The 13,665-nt window shown below is 53.5% G+C and carries 14 protein-coding genes; 5 read left to right on the top strand and 9 right to left on the bottom strand.

What is annotated here, in order from left to right:
- The first annotated feature begins 51 nt into the window (after positions 1-51).
- Complete coding sequence (locus F3J40_RS19640; RefSeq protein ID WP_167017328.1) at positions 52-873, top strand: Cof-type HAD-IIB family hydrolase; 822 nt, start codon at positions 52-54, stop codon at positions 871-873.
- 30 nt (positions 874-903) lie between these two features.
- Here the strand turns inward: F3J40_RS19640 and F3J40_RS19645 are convergent, their stop codons facing one another.
- Positions 904-1,299, bottom strand: a complete 396-nt coding sequence (locus F3J40_RS19645; RefSeq protein ID WP_167017330.1) for a winged helix-turn-helix transcriptional regulator — start codon at positions 1,297-1,299, stop codon at positions 904-906.
- Between the two features lie 98 nt (positions 1,300-1,397).
- Between F3J40_RS19645 and F3J40_RS19650 the strand changes: the two genes are divergently transcribed.
- The 3 genes from F3J40_RS19650 (at position 1,398) to F3J40_RS19660 (ending at position 3,746) form a co-directional block, all read left to right on the top strand.
- A complete protein-coding gene (locus F3J40_RS19650) occupies positions 1,398-2,447 on the top strand; it encodes an NAD(P)-dependent alcohol dehydrogenase (protein ID WP_167017332.1) in 1,050 nt (349 codons plus the stop codon).
- Positions 2,448-2,658: 211 nt separating this feature from the next.
- Positions 2,659-3,198 (top strand): hypothetical protein, encoded by a 540-nt coding sequence (locus F3J40_RS19655; protein WP_167017334.1) that lies wholly within the window; start codon positions 2,659-2,661, stop codon positions 3,196-3,198.
- A 65-nt stretch (positions 3,199-3,263) separates the two neighbouring features.
- The gene (locus tag F3J40_RS19660) at positions 3,264-3,746 is read left to right on the top strand and encodes a sterol desaturase family protein (protein WP_167017336.1); all 483 of its coding nucleotides are present in this window, start codon (positions 3,264-3,266) and stop codon (positions 3,744-3,746) included.
- Positions 3,747-3,749: 3 nt separating this feature from the next.
- On the opposite strand, the gene crtB is transcribed toward F3J40_RS19660, so the two are convergent.
- The 5 genes from crtB to F3J40_RS19685 are packed head-to-tail and all read right to left on the bottom strand — an operon-like array spanning position 3,750 to position 9,499.
- Entirely contained in the window at positions 3,750-4,691 is a 942-nt protein-coding gene (gene crtB / locus F3J40_RS19665; protein ID WP_167017338.1) for a 15-cis-phytoene synthase CrtB, read from the bottom strand.
- Positions 4,688-6,166: a phytoene desaturase gene (locus F3J40_RS19670; RefSeq protein ID WP_167017340.1), complete on the bottom strand. Its 1,479-nt coding sequence runs from the start codon at positions 6,164-6,166 to the stop codon at positions 4,688-4,690. The genes crtB and F3J40_RS19670 overlap by 4 nt, the downstream gene beginning before the upstream one ends.
- Positions 6,163-7,329 (bottom strand): lycopene beta-cyclase CrtY, encoded by a 1,167-nt coding sequence (gene crtY / locus F3J40_RS19675; RefSeq protein ID WP_167017342.1) that lies wholly within the window; start codon positions 7,327-7,329, stop codon positions 6,163-6,165. Before crtY ends, F3J40_RS19670 begins: the two co-directional genes overlap by 4 nt.
- Complete coding sequence (locus F3J40_RS19680; protein ID WP_167017344.1) at positions 7,326-8,597, bottom strand: glycosyltransferase; 1,272 nt, start codon at positions 8,595-8,597, stop codon at positions 7,326-7,328. The genes crtY and F3J40_RS19680 overlap by 4 nt, the downstream gene beginning before the upstream one ends.
- Positions 8,594-9,499, bottom strand: a complete 906-nt coding sequence (locus F3J40_RS19685) for a polyprenyl synthetase family protein (RefSeq protein ID WP_167017346.1) — start codon at positions 9,497-9,499, stop codon at positions 8,594-8,596. Before F3J40_RS19685 ends, F3J40_RS19680 begins: the two co-directional genes overlap by 4 nt.
- Before the next feature lie 333 nt (positions 9,500-9,832).
- On the opposite strand from F3J40_RS19685, the gene F3J40_RS19690 reads away from it, so the two are divergent.
- A complete protein-coding gene (locus F3J40_RS19690) occupies positions 9,833-10,894 on the top strand; it encodes a diguanylate cyclase (protein WP_167017348.1) in 1,062 nt (353 codons plus the stop codon).
- 36 nt (positions 10,895-10,930) lie between these two features.
- Here F3J40_RS19690 and map read toward each other — a convergent pair whose 3' ends face one another.
- The 3 genes from map to F3J40_RS19705 form a co-directional block, all read right to left on the bottom strand.
- A complete protein-coding gene (gene map / locus F3J40_RS19695; protein ID WP_167017350.1) occupies positions 10,931-11,716 on the bottom strand; it encodes a type I methionyl aminopeptidase in 786 nt (261 codons plus the stop codon).
- Positions 11,713-11,952 (bottom strand): ParD-like family protein, encoded by a 240-nt coding sequence (locus F3J40_RS19700; RefSeq protein WP_167017352.1) that lies wholly within the window; start codon positions 11,950-11,952, stop codon positions 11,713-11,715. The genes map and F3J40_RS19700 overlap by 4 nt, the downstream gene beginning before the upstream one ends.
- 112 nt (positions 11,953-12,064) lie before the next feature.
- Entirely contained in the window at positions 12,065-13,339 is a 1,275-nt protein-coding gene (locus tag F3J40_RS19705) for a Glu/Leu/Phe/Val family dehydrogenase (protein WP_017348688.1), read from the bottom strand.
- Positions 13,340-13,665 lie beyond the last annotated feature (326 nt).

The raw sequence follows: 13,665 nt of genomic DNA on the forward strand, positions 1-13,665 counted from the left end.
AATAATCACAATCAGATTGCGGGATAGATCCGCCTTACGGGAGCAGCAAGCATGACGGTAAAGATGATTGCAGTGGATATGGATGGCACTTTTCTGGATGACAACAAAAGCTATAACAAGCAGCGCTTTTTGCGCCAGTACGCTTTGTTGAAACAGAAGGGCGTCCGCTTTGTGGTCGCCAGTGGCAATCAATATTATCAGTTGCAGAAGTACTTCCCTGAAATCAAAGATGAAATCGCGTTTGTCGCCGAGAATGGTGCCTGGGTTTCCGATCAAAATGAAGAGATTTTCTGCGGTGAACTGGCCAAAGAAAAAGTGCATCAGGTGCTGGATATCCTGGCACAAGAGACCGATCTCACCCTGGTCCTGTGCGGACGCAATGGCGCTTACATTCACCACTCAGCCTCTGATGCGGTGATGAAGAAATTGAGTAATCACTACGCGCGCCTGGAAAAACGGGACGACCTGAAAAACATTGATGATACCTTTTTCAAAATCGCCCTCCAGCTGGATCACGCCGGTGTGGATGCGCTAATGACGCGATTGCATGAACAGTTGGCGGCCGTGGAAAACATCATGCATCCGGTTTCCAGCGGTTTCGGCTTCGTGGATCTGATTATCCCAGGCTGCCACAAGGCCCATGGTATCGGATTGTTACAGGCAAAGTGGAACATCCCCGATTGCGAAGTCCTGGCGATTGGCGACAGCGACAACGATCTTGAAATGCTGCGTCAGGCGGGTTACAGCTTTGCCATGGAAAATGCGGTAGACAGCGTCAAAGCCGTCTCTTCCTGGCGCACGGAAAGTAATGAAGACGAAGGCGTGCTCAATGTGATTGCCCGTTTGCTGGCGCGGGAAAAACCCTTTGCCTGACCGCCAGAACACGAAAAGCAGGAGCCATTATTACGGCTCCTGAATGTTCCCCGCACGACGATAATTCTCTTCCATTTCATCCAACGCCTGCTGATTTTCCAGCCCCCATTGGTACATCTGTTCAATGGGTTGGGCAAACACGCGTCCTAAAGCGGACAGGCGATATTCGACGTGGGGCGGTACCACGGCAAACACTTCACGCTCGATTAATCCGCGCTGTTCTAACTCGCGCAGCGTCTGAATCAGCATTTTTTTAGAAATGCCATGCAGGCTGCGTTGCAGTTCTCCGGTGCGTGCTGCGCCATCCGGCCAATGCCACAGAGCATGTAACACCATGGTGCTCCATTTGACATTAAACAAATCGAGCAGGCGGCGTGGTGGTGAATCGGCATAAAAACAGAGTTTTCCATCAACCCAGGCTGGCATAGTGCCTCACAGTGGTAACCAAATGGTGACTACTATCTATTAAGTGACCTCAAGTTTATAGTGTGCGGCAAAATTTGTCTGACAGAAAGAGAACAACCATGAAAATTAACGCACTGGTAGCGCAACATGCTGATCAACCCATAAAAGCCGGCACAGTCAGCCAGCGTGATCTTCAGGCGGCCGACGTCAGTATTGATATTCTGTACTGTGGTGTCTGCCATTCAGACCTGCATATGGCGCGTAACGAATGGGGCGTAAGTCAGTATCCGATGGTGCCAGGGCATGAAATTGTCGGGCGCGTTAAGGCGGTTGGCGCTGAGGTAACCCGTTTCGCGCCAGGCGATTTGGTTGGGGTAGGGGTGATGGTCGACTCCTGCCAGACCTGTCATTTCTGTCAGCAGCAGGAAGAACAGTATTGTGAAGCCGGCTTCACGGCAACCTATAACGGTACTGATAAGTACACTGGCGGCACCACCTGGGGCGGTTATGCACAAAGCGTGATGGTGGATGAGAAATTTGTTGTCTCAGTGCCAGAAAATCTCGCGGTGGAAGCTGTTGCTCCGTTGCTGTGTGCGGGTGTCACGGTCTGGTCACCGCTGCGCTATTTTGATGTTAAACCGGGCGACCGTGTCGGTGTTATTGGCCTGGGTGGCCTGGGGCACATGGCGGTAAAACTCGCGAGTGCGCTGGGTGCGGAAGTGACGTTGTTTACCACTTCACCACAGAAAGGTGAGGATGCCCGCCGTCTTGGTGCCACCCATGTGGTGGTTTCACGTGATGCTGAGCAAATGGCCGCGGCCAAAACCTCTCTGGATGTGATTCTGGACTGTGTTGCAGTACCACATGATTTGAATCCGTATCTCGCCACGCTGAAAACCAACGGTAAACTGGTATTGGTGGGCATCCCGGATGCACCACACCCCGCGGCAGACGTGACGCCGATGGTATTTCGTCGCCTGAGCATTACCGGGACTTCCATCGGCAGCATTCGTGAAACGCAGGAGATGCTGGACTTCTGCGGTCAACACAACATCACCGCAGACATCGAACTGATTGCCGGTGAAGAAATTGAAACTGCCTTTGCCCGTATGCTACGCAGCGATGTGAAGTATCGCTTCGTCATTGATATGCAGCGTACTCGCTGGTAAGTCGGCTGCTGCGCCTGCCACCGCAGGCGCAGAATTTCAGGCTGAATTCGCCAGGGAAAATACCTTTAACTCATTGATTTACAATCATACCCTCATTATTCCTTCGCCACTCCTCGCTTCATGCCGGTTTCAGGTTATTTGCATTATCAATGCAAATGATTATCATTTTATTATTGATGATTCAGTAACCTGATTCGTAAAGGGTAACAGCATGGATGAGTGGGACGAACAACAACGCGCAGCACTGGCCGCTTTTCTGGCGGAAGGTGAAACGCTGGCTCCATTGATGATGTGGCAACTATTACTGCATCTCGACGTCGTACAGGCGGAGGGGTGGGAGTTAGAAAGCGCCGGGAACCGTGCCCGGATTGACCGTTGCTATCACGCGCTGTTTAAGCAATGGCATCTGCATTTGGAAAATGAAGGTCTGGTAAACCAGGTCGATAACCGCTGGTATGCCAGCGAATGCGCGCCCTGTTCTGAACGGGTAGCACAACGCATTGACGATATGAAAATCCGCCTGCAGCAATGTACACGCTGGCATCAGCAAGGGGGTGAAATAGTGAATAACCTCTTGCCAGAGACCACAACACTGGCAGATATCTTATGTGCCCCTGCGTTGTGTCATCCGATGTTGCCTGCGTTTGCCCGACAAACGGATCATCACTGGCTGCCTGAATCTCATCCGCTGATGTGGATATCGTCCGTGCATATCCAGCAGCTGGCCCAGCAGTCCCCTACAGCAGAGTAACGTTCTCAGCAGAACGGCCGCAGGCTGCTATGATCAGGTGTCTGTCGGGAAAACAGGAGCGCCCTATGCAATGGCTGGTCAACGGTGGGATTGTCTTATTGACCGTGGTGTTAATGGAAATTGTGGCGGCGCTATCGCATAAATACATTATGCATGGCTGGGGTTGGGGCTGGCATCGCTCGCATCATGAACCCCACAGTGGCTGGTTTGAAATTAACGATCTCTATGCCGTGGTGTTTGCCCTGCTGGCGATTGCCCTGATTTGGTTTGGTGCGCAGGGAATGTGGCCGCTACAGTGGATAGGCGCAGGCATGACGGCCTATGGGCTGCTCTATTTTATTATGCATGACGGGCTGGTGCATCAGCGTTGGCCGTTTAAATATATTCCGCGACGCGGTTATTTCCGCCGCCTCTACATGGCTCACCGTATGCACCATGCTGTGCGCGGGCGAAAGGGCTGTGTGTCATTCGGCTTTATTTATGCGCCGCCGCTGGAAAAATTACAGCGGCAGCTACGTGAGTCGACGAACAAGAAAAAGAAAACCTAGCCTCTACTTTGGCGGGAGAGAGCCGCTTTTCGCCAGTAAACGTTCACTGTGATCGGCAGATTTGTGACTGCGTGACTGCAAAGCCTCCCACAATCCTTTCACTAATAGCCCGACTTTTTCTGCGTTACTGGTGGAGATGCGCTGATCCCACGCATGACTGCTGCGTTGTACCACCTTGATGCCAATGGCTCGGTAAACGCCAGAAGCGGTCGCGATAGCCCAGGCACTGCGCCAGGGCAGGGCAGGTAAACCTTGTCGCGCGGAAGCGTAGTAAGGCTCCGCCTCAGTCACCAGCCGTTTTGCCAGTACTGCCAACACCATGCGATGGGCTTCTTCTGCGTAGTTTTCCCGCGTTAATCCGGCCTCCGCAATCCAACTGTCAGGCAGGTAGCAACGACCATTGCTGGCGTCTTCAATCACATCCCTGGCGATATTGGTGAGCTGAAAAGCGATGCCCAAATCGCGTGCATGGCCAAGGACTTTGTCATCCGTCACACCCATAATTTGTGCCATCATCAAACCCACCACCCCCGCCACGTGATAGCAGTAGCGCAGCGTATCCTCAAAGGTGACATAGCGGGTTTCACGTACGTCCATGGCGAATCCTTCAAGGTGTTCAAGGGCATACTGGCGTGAGAGATTATGACGCTGAACCACCTCTTGCAGCGCTGCAAAGGCCGGTTCCTGCATGGTTTTTCCTTCCCATGCCTCGCGAGTCAGGGTATGTAACTGTGCCAGACGTTGATCCGCCCCGATCTGGCTCGGCGTCGGGGTCGTGAACCCCAGCCACTGATCGTCAATCACGTCATCACAGAAACGGCACCAGCTATACAACATCAGCACACTTCGTCGGGTGGCGGGATCAAACAGCCTGGCGGCAGCGGAGAAACTTTTCGAACCCGCGGCCATGGTGACTGTTGCATGGTCATATAACGTTTCACTCATTGCAGATCCTCAAGCATTAGCGTGGCCGTCGCGCGGGCAGAGCCCAGCACACCGGGAATACCGGCGCCAGGATGGGTTCCCGCACCGACCAGATAAAGGTTTTTTAACTGACTGTCGCGATTGTGCGGGCGGAACCACGCACTTTGCGTCAACACCGGCTCAAGGGAAAACGCTGAGCCATGCCACGCATGCAGGGTGTCGCGGAAGTCAAACGGGGTAAATATGCGTTGCGTAACTAACTGTTCGCGCAGGCCCGGCATGTAGTGTTCTTCCAGATAGGCAAAGATGCGATCGCGCAATTTTGGTCCCTCTGTTGACCAGTCAATATCGGCGGTGCCTAAATGCGGCACGGGTGCCAGCACATAAAAACTGGCGCAGCCAGGCGGAGCGAGGGAAGGGTCAGTCACACAAGGCGCATGCAGATAAAGCGAGAAATCTTGCGCCAGTTGATCGCTGTTAAAGATCTCATGGATCAATTCACGATAGCGCGGTCCAAAGCATACCGTGTGGTGGGCCAACTGGGGATGCGGTTGGTTCAGACCAAAGTAGAGGACAAAGAGCGAGTTACTCATGCTCTTTTGCGCCAGCTTATGGCCCTGCCGCTGACCACGAGGATGCGCTCGCAGCAGTTTAGAATAGGTATGCACCACATCTGCATTGGAAGCGACCGCCTGCGCGGTAAACTGGCGGCCATCACGCAAGATAACCCCCTGTAACCGATTGCCATTGGTGGTGAGTTGCTCAACCTCGGCATTTAAAATTATCTCGCCGCCGATATCGCGAAACAGTTTGGTTAAGGCTGCAATCAGCGCGCCGGTACCGCCGCGAGGAAACCAGACTCCCCATTCACGTTCCAGCGCGTGAATCAGGCTATAAATAGACGAGGTGGTAAACGGGTTTCCGCCCACCAGCAGGGTGTGAAATGAAAAAGCCTGGCGTAGATGGTCATCCTGAATAAAGCTCGCCACCTTATCCCACACGCTGCGCCAGGCCTGAAGCTTCATCAGCTGCGGCGCGGCGCGGGCCATATCCTGCCATGACAAGAACGGTACATGGCCCAGTTTCTGATAGCCTTCGGCAAACACGGCTCGTGAATAGGCGAGAAAGCGTTGATATCCCTTGACATCTGCCGGATTGATGCGGGCAATTTGCTGTTCAAGCAGTGGCTGATTATTGTCGTAGCTAAAGTGCTGGCCATCTTCCCAGCACAGGCGATAAAACGGTTTCACCGGCAATAACTCGACGTAATCCGCCATCCGCTTACCGGCAAGGGTAAAGAGGGCTTCAATGGCGGTGGGATCGGTAATGACTGTTGGCCCCGCATCAAAGGTAAAGCCTTGATCCTGATAGACATAGGCTCGACCACCGGGTTTATCCCGCTGTTCGAACAGCTGAGTCGCAACGCCCGCAGCCTGGAGGCGAATTGCCAGGGCCAGTCCACCAAATCCTGCGCCTATAACAATGGCTGATTTCATCTCACTCCTTGCGGGTAATCGGGTTTGAAAAGGGCTTGAGCTGCGGCCAGCACTGGCACCGGGGGTTTTCCGGCCAGCAGGCGAACTTTGTCCCTGAAGGTTAACTCTCCGGCGTAAAATCGTTGGATCAGCGGTGCGTTTAAACGGTAAAAACGCGCCATGACCTGCCAGCGCTGATCGGCCGGTGCTGCGAGAAACAGCATTCGATTCAACGCACGGAAAAAACGCTGCCTACGCCAATGCTGGCGAGCGAACTGATGAATAGCGGCATACATGGCGGTGGCTTCCGGCTGTGTCAGAGCGATGAGATCGGCCAGCGCTACCGCCTGAGGCAGTGAATAGCCGGTGGTTGCGTGGAACAAACCTGCCTGTAATCCGCTGCATGCTTGTTCGCGCCGCGCATGCCAGAAAGCCTCAAAATCCCCATCCAGCGTGATTGGCAAGGCACCCTGTTCTTCACGTTCCAGTGACGCAAGTTGCCAACCCTGTGCCGTGGCATACGTCTGAATATTGCGTTTTGCCTGATCGGTGTCGAGCATCCCGCCATCACGATAATGGGTATCTTCGATCAGCAGACGGTGCGATGACAGTGGCAAAGTATAGACAAAACGATAGCCCCCCTGCTGCGCCACGGTCGCATCCATCAGTATCGGTCCGGTCAGGCGGTGCGCTTGCTGTAACGTCCACTCCTGGCCCACAAAAAGCTGATAGCCGGTTTTTAACGCGCTATCGGTCGAAAAGCCTCGTCCATCAATCACTGCGCGGGCGTGTAACACCATTCCATCATCCAGCCTAACCTCATTGGGTTGCACCTGAGTGACGTGAGCCTGAAGAAAACATTGCAGACCTTCAAGCTGGCTGACCTGCTGGGCAAAATGATCGGCGCTGATGCTGTAATAACCGCTGTCAAGGCGGCGCGTCCAGGCCTCGAAGCGGACATCATAATGTGGCCAGTGGTGGCTGATCAGTGGAGCGATCCAGTGATGCTGCTCGGGCGTCAGGTCGTGATGGTGGAAACTCCAGGTATGATTACCGGCAATCTGCGTGGCTTGCTCAATTAACAGTACGCGCAGGCCTGGACGTTGTTGCTGTAAACGCCAGGCGATCAGGCCATTCGCCAGGCCTCCACCCACCAGAATAATATCGAAATCAGGTCTGTTCATCCGACCTCAGCAGTGATGCGATGACGAGAAAGCAGGGCTTGTTCAGCAATGGCTGCGGCACGTGCCGCACCTCCACCCGCGAGCAGCGCTGGGCGTAAACGCGCAAGGTTATGGTGAATGGCTTCGTCGCCGATCAATTGTTCTAACCGTTCGCCAAGGGCGTCTGCTTTGGTAAAACGTGACAGGCGATGTCCAATCCCGTGCCAGGTCACTCGGGCCGCCACGCCGGGTTGATCAAAAGCCAGTGGGACAATCAGCAACGGCGTTTGCTGTTGTACCGCATCAATCATGGTATTTAATCCCCCGTGGCTAATTACCACGCTGGCGGACTGCAAAGCACGCTCCTGTTGCGCAAAATCAGTTACTTCAACATCAGGAAAACCGCTTAATTCAGCACACTGGCGCGGCGTCAGGCCACCACAGTGGGCAATCGTCAGTGGAATTTTGCGCTGTTGGCAGGCGCGCATAAACGTTTTAAACAAGGGTAAACGGTGCCCTTGTAACGTGCCTAAAGAGGCAAAAACGCGTGGCGATCTCTCTGCAATCGGCAGAGGCGCGGAGGCTTCTGTCACTGTGCGCAGCGGCCCTACCGCATGGAAACAGGGGGGCAGTTGCTTACGGGGAAAGTCGAGTGCCAGCGGCAGTTGGCTGATTTGTGCCAGCTCCGACAAACATTCGTGCGCATAGCGACGTGCAGGGAGGCCAAAATAGTGCGCATAACGTTGAATCACCTCGGCATGGCGTGACATCAGCCAGTCATAGGTATTTTCACTGGCGTGACAACGCTGTATCTCTGAGGGGGCCTGGCCATACATCCACGGCATCACTGGCAGGGGAATACCGTTTTCCCGATTAACCGGCAAAGCACAGGCAACGGAAACAAACGGGAGGCCAAGCGCTTCTGACACCAATCCCCCTGCGGGTTCCATTTGGTCGGCAATCACGCCATCCACTGCCAGTTGATTTAACGTAGTGGGGAGCGCACGGCAAAGATTTTCGGTCAAACTGGACAAGGCATGAATCAGTCGGAACAGCCCAATACCCGATGCATGACCGGCGAGTTGGATCAACTTGTGCAACGAGCCCGGCGGATAACGGTCAGCCGCAGTGGAGCAAAAGCCGCACTGGCGATCGTTCAGCAGGATCGCGGCGTCCGGTTGTTGCACGAAGGTGATGCGATGCCCGCGCGCCACTAACTGCAAGGCAAGCGCTTGCATGGCCCGAAAGTGGCTATAAAAAGGCGGTGCGATCACCGCAAAATGACTCATGCCACCGCCGCTAGCTTCTGTTCGAACCAGCTATTTACAAACTGGCGGGTGCGCATATTGTCACCACAAGCGGCGGCAAGATGTTGGTCCGCGCGCAGCAGGTGGTAGCCCAGACGCTGTTTGACTTCCTGCGCTCCAAGGAGATTCACCAGGGTTGATTTGCCGATATCCTGATGGCTGTCTTTACCGGTATCGCTGTGTCCGTCACACAGATCATCCAGTAACTGAAAGGCTTGCCCCAGCTCCAGTGCGAAGTGATGAAGGCTGTGGTGAATGTCACTGGAAACGCCCGCCGCAATGGCTGCCATTTTCATTGATGCGCCAAACAACATGCTGGTTTTAAATTCATTGGTCAGCAAAATGGCTTCAGGGCTACGCTGCTGGTGGCTTTCTGCCAGGTCCTGAAATTGACCACGCACCAGTCCCTGAATCCCTACCGCATCGGCCAGTTCCGCGACAGCCTGATTACGCACGCGCAGTGCTAATCCATCCGCAGCGGCGACCACGGCAAACGCTTTACTCAGCAGGGCAATGGCTGCAAGGATCGCCACGCTCTCGCCAAATTGCCGATGGATAGTAGGACGTCCGCGCCGCAATTCTGCGTTATCCATACAAGGCATATCATCCAGCATCAATGAAGCGGCGTGTACCATTTCAACCGCGCAGGCGAGGTCAGTTAATCCTTTATGGCTTGCACTGCATCCGAGATCTTCTGCAATCATCATCAGCAATAGCGGGCGTATACGTTTACCGGGTGCCAGCGTGCCTTCACGCATGGCCTGGTTCACCAGATCCTGATCGCCCCTTTCTGGCAGCAGTTGGGCCAGACGACGTTCAATTTCCTGACGCGGCGAGAGCCGGGTCACAAAGGATTGCAAGGAAGGAATCACGCAGGTGGTCATTCGGCTGTCCTTATTTATCAGCATGGGCTTAACTTGTCAGCCCGATTAGCTAAGCTGACAAAGCGGAGAAGTTACTGTCATTCATGATTGTCCCGAAAATACCGCCAGGCGGTGAGTCACGCTTTCGTTATAGTCGGTCTGTTAACCGTTACTCTAAGCATGGCTGAGGTTTGGCAAAACGCCAGCAAAGTGGCTGAGTCGGGGATGATTCATTAATATTTACCTGCTTACAGACGCTGAATTTGTGCAACACATAGAAATTTGCAAAAAATCGCGCCGAACAAGAACGATTCCCGATAAACTCCAACTATGACCGAATAATTATATTTATTGATGAACTACTACTTACCTGATGAGAGCCAGTTAAAATTACGTTCCACGCGCTTTGTGCGACGAATGTTTGTCATGCGCCAGCTAGGCACGTTCCTGTGCTTTCTCCCGATCCTCTCTGTGTTACTCGAAGCCGGGCAGAGCAGGGCACTGTGCGCACTGTTATTTATCAATGCCTGGGTCTGGCCATGGCTGGCCTACCGTATGGCGCTTCGCTCACGCGACCCAACGGGCCGTGAAAAACTGAATCTGACACTGGATGCCGCATTTGGTGGATTGTGGGTGGCGGTGATGGCGATAAGCCCGGTACCTTCTCTGGTGATCATTGCGGTGTTAGTCGCCGATCGTTATGCCGCAGGTGGGATGACGCAGCTGATAGCCGCTATGCAGGCGTTTCTGCTCGCCTTCGTGCTGATGTGGTTAGTGGAAGGGATGCCAATTCACCTGGGTTTTAGCGCACGCACCGTTTGGCTGACCTTGCCACTGGCGACCTTTTATATGCTGGTTTTAAGCGTGGTGTCCTATAACCTCACGCTGAATCTACGCAAAAAAAATCGCGAGCTGGAACGCATCGCCCTGATGGACCCTGGGCTACAGATCCCGAACCGACGTCTGTTTGAACGCCGACTGGAGAGTGAATACCTCCGAACACGGCGTGGTGAAACTGCCGCCTGGCTGATGATGATCGATGTCGATCACTTCAAGCGAGTTAACGACACGTTTGGCCATGAAGCGGGCGACTTTTTGTTATCTGAGATTTCTGCACTGTTGCGCAACCAGGTCGGCATGGAAGATATCCCGGCGCGTTTTGGCGGCGATGAGTTGGTGGTGATAGTGCGTGATGCCAATGAAATGACCATTTCACTGTTGGCGCAAACGCTGAGTAAACGCATCAATGGGTTACGTCTACCCGCATCAACAGACTTCTACTGCACTGTCAGCATTGGTATCGCGCCGGCGCAAAGTGCCGCATCGCTGTCAGAGTGGTTACGTCACGCTGATGACGCACTGTATGAGGTGAAACGAGCAGGGCGCAACGGCATCAGGCTGTGGGGAAAGATGTAGCGAGAAACAGGGCCAAAGCGGCCCTGTTTTATATGCTTAAATCGCGCTGTAGCTGCCAGTACCGTCTGGCCATGGCGTTAACAAATCGAAACCGGTTTCTGTCACCGCCACGGTGTGTTCCCACTGAGCGGATAGCGAACGATCTTTGGTGACCACAGTCCAGCCATCTGACAGCAAACTGGTACCCGCTTTACCGGCATTAATCATTGGTTCAATGGTAAAAATCATCCCCGGCTCCAGTTTCATTCCGGTGCCAGGCTGACCGTAATGCAGCACCTGCGGGGCATCATGGTAAACCTGACCGACGCCGTGGCCGCAATATTCGCGCACTACAGAGAAACCGGCACCTTCTGCCACTTTCTGGATCGCTGCACCGACATCACCCAGCGTGGCACCAGGACGAACGGTATGAATACCCGCCACCATCGACTGATAGGTAATCTCGACCAGACGTTTTGCGCGCACAGAAGGTTCGCCGACGAAATACATGCGGCTGGTATCGCCGTACCAGCCATCTTTGATGATCGCCACATCGATATTAACGATATCGCCTGCTTTCAGTTTTTTATCCGCCGGAATGCCGTGGCACACCACGTGATTGACCGAAGTACAGCTGGTGTGCTGATAACCGTGGTAACCAATATTGGCTGGGACGACTTTCAGCTCATTAACAATAAAGTCATGGCACAGCTGATCCAGATATTCGGTAGTGACACCTGGCTGAACGTGGGGAGTGATCATCGCCAGTACCTGAGCGGCGGCATGTCCTGCGGCGCGCGCCAGTTCAATCTCTTCAGCAGTGTGTAATTTTACTGTACTCATCCACGGGCTTCCTGTTGCGTTACGGTTTGCAGTACCTGACGGATATCGGCGCTACCTTCTAGCTCCAGACGAACCAGCGCTTGTGCCAACTGATGCTGGCTCAGCTGCGGGTTTAACTCCGCGAGCATGCCGAGCTTCATCCAGTGCTCCGCCTGCGCGTTTACCGAACGGCTCATCGCCTGGCTCGCTATTCGCAGATTTTCATGCATCAGGTCAGAGATTTTTACGATACCCATAAAGCACCTGTTATATAAAACGTATATGTTTTATATATTGCCACAGGCAAAAGAAAACCGGAAGTGGTGGAGCACTTCCGGTTCAGGGGACTAACAGCCGCGAAAATCGCGTTTAGCCAGGGTAGATGCCGCGATCTTTACGTGCCAGCAAAATGCGCTCACAGGCCACAATGTAGGCGGCGGTGCGCAGAGAGCAGGATTTTTCAGCGGCTTTCTCCCAGACATGCACCATTGCTTCGGTCATTATGCGGTCCATACGGGCGTTGATCTCCTCTTCGCTCCAGAAGAAGCTCGCCATGTCCTGCACCCACTCAAAGTAGCTGACGGTGACGCCTCCCGCGTTACATACCACATCGGGCACGACCAGCACTCCGCGTTCCGCTAGTACGTCGTCCGCTTCCGGGAAGGTCGGGCCGTTCGCCCCTTCCAACACCAGTTTGGCGGTAATGGTGGCAGCACGTTCGCGGGTGATCTGGCCTTCCAGTGCCGCCGGGATCAGAATGTCCATCTGGGTGGTCCAGAATTGGGCTTTATCGATCTCCTGCGCGCCAGGGAAGCCAGCAATTTGTTTGTGCTCCGCCTGCCATGCGCTCAGGGCAGCCATATCAATCCCTGCATCGTTGAACAGGGTGGCGGTGTGATCCTGAATCACCACCACGCGGGCACCTGCTTCAGCGAACAGGCGCGCAGCTTCACTGCCCACATTACCAAAGCCCTGCAACGCCACACGCGCACCTTCAATGGTGATATTCGCGCGGTTAGCCACTTCCCGACCCGTGACAAATACGCCACGACCGGTTGCTTTTTCACGACCGAGGGAACCGCCAAGGTGAATCGGTTTGCCGGTGACAACGCCAGTAATGGTGGTGCCCTGGTTCATGGAGTAGGTGTCCATCATCCATGCCATGACTTTGCCGTTGGTGCCGACATCCGGGGCTGGGATATCTTTTTGTGGCCCAATAATCACGCCGATCTCACTGGTGTAACGACGCGTCAGACGCTCCAGTTCACCCTCTGAAAGCGAGAAGGGATCAACACGAATACCGCCTTTTGCACCACCGTACGGTAGATTGACGGCAGCACATTTGATGGTCATCCACGCGGAGAGGGCCATCACTTCGTTCAGATCCACATCCGGATGGTAGCGCACCCCCCCTTTACCCGGACCGCGAGAGAGATTGTGTTGTACGCGATAACCTTCAAAGTGACGGATAGTACCGTCATCCATTTGCACAGGAATATCGACAATCAATGCACGTTTAGGATGACGCAGCGTTTCAATCCAGCGTGACAGTTCACCGAGGTAAGGTGCAACGCGATCGATTTGGCGTAGGTAGGTAGTCCAGGGAGATGTACTGCTTTCTGAAGCGTAAGATAACTTTTCCATAAAAAGCCTGTTTGATCAGAGTTATTTATATTGAGAATCCGTGGAAACATAATGGAATGCACTATGCGCTGTTAAATTTAACACTTTTGCAATAAAAGGTGTTTATTGTTATCGCCCATTTTTTCTTTTTCGCGACCAAACCCGCATTTTTAAATGAATAAATAAGCATTAAAAACACGCGCTAAGCGTGCATTTATATGCACATTTTATTCACTAAAGTGCATAAGTGAGAATTTTTTTCTGATTTTTCAGATCTTTGAAGGTTGTCATGAAGTGAATAAACAGGTGTTTTTGCATATTGACTTTGCTAATGTGCAGAACCACTA

The organism is Candidatus Pantoea multigeneris, assembly GCF_011752615.1.
In the GTDB taxonomy this organism is placed as follows: Bacteria; Pseudomonadota; Gammaproteobacteria; order Enterobacterales; family Enterobacteriaceae; genus Pantoea; species Pantoea multigeneris.

Bases quoted from the DNA above. Each gene is read 5' to 3' on its own strand.
- F3J40_RS19640 (WP_167017328.1), top strand. From the start codon at position 52: ATGACGGTAAAGATGATTGCAGTGGATATGGATGGCACTTTTCTGGAT.
- F3J40_RS19645 (WP_167017330.1), bottom strand. From the start codon at position 1,299: ATGCCAGCCTGGGTTGATGGAAAACTCTGTTTTTATGCCGATTCACCA.
- F3J40_RS19650 (WP_167017332.1), top strand. From the start codon at position 1,398: ATGAAAATTAACGCACTGGTAGCGCAACATGCTGATCAACCCATAAAA.
- F3J40_RS19655 (WP_167017334.1), top strand. From the start codon at position 2,659: ATGGATGAGTGGGACGAACAACAACGCGCAGCACTGGCCGCTTTTCTG.
- F3J40_RS19660 (WP_167017336.1), top strand. From the start codon at position 3,264: ATGCAATGGCTGGTCAACGGTGGGATTGTCTTATTGACCGTGGTGTTA.
- crtB (WP_167017338.1), bottom strand. From the start codon at position 4,691: ATGAGTGAAACGTTATATGACCATGCAACAGTCACCATGGCCGCGGGT.
- F3J40_RS19670 (WP_167017340.1), bottom strand. From the start codon at position 6,166: ATGAAATCAGCCATTGTTATAGGCGCAGGATTTGGTGGACTGGCCCTG.
- crtY (WP_167017342.1), bottom strand. From the start codon at position 7,329: ATGAACAGACCTGATTTCGATATTATTCTGGTGGGTGGAGGCCTGGCG.
- F3J40_RS19680 (WP_167017344.1), bottom strand. From the start codon at position 8,597: ATGAGTCATTTTGCGGTGATCGCACCGCCTTTTTATAGCCACTTTCGG.
- F3J40_RS19685 (WP_167017346.1), bottom strand. From the start codon at position 9,499: ATGACCACCTGCGTGATTCCTTCCTTGCAATCCTTTGTGACCCGGCTC.
- F3J40_RS19690 (WP_167017348.1), top strand. From the start codon at position 9,833: ATGAACTACTACTTACCTGATGAGAGCCAGTTAAAATTACGTTCCACG.
- map (WP_167017350.1), bottom strand. From the start codon at position 11,716: ATGAGTACAGTAAAATTACACACTGCTGAAGAGATTGAACTGGCGCGC.
- F3J40_RS19700 (WP_167017352.1), bottom strand. From the start codon at position 11,952: ATGGGTATCGTAAAAATCTCTGACCTGATGCATGAAAATCTGCGAATA.
- F3J40_RS19705 (WP_017348688.1), bottom strand. From the start codon at position 13,339: ATGGAAAAGTTATCTTACGCTTCAGAAAGCAGTACATCTCCCTGGACT.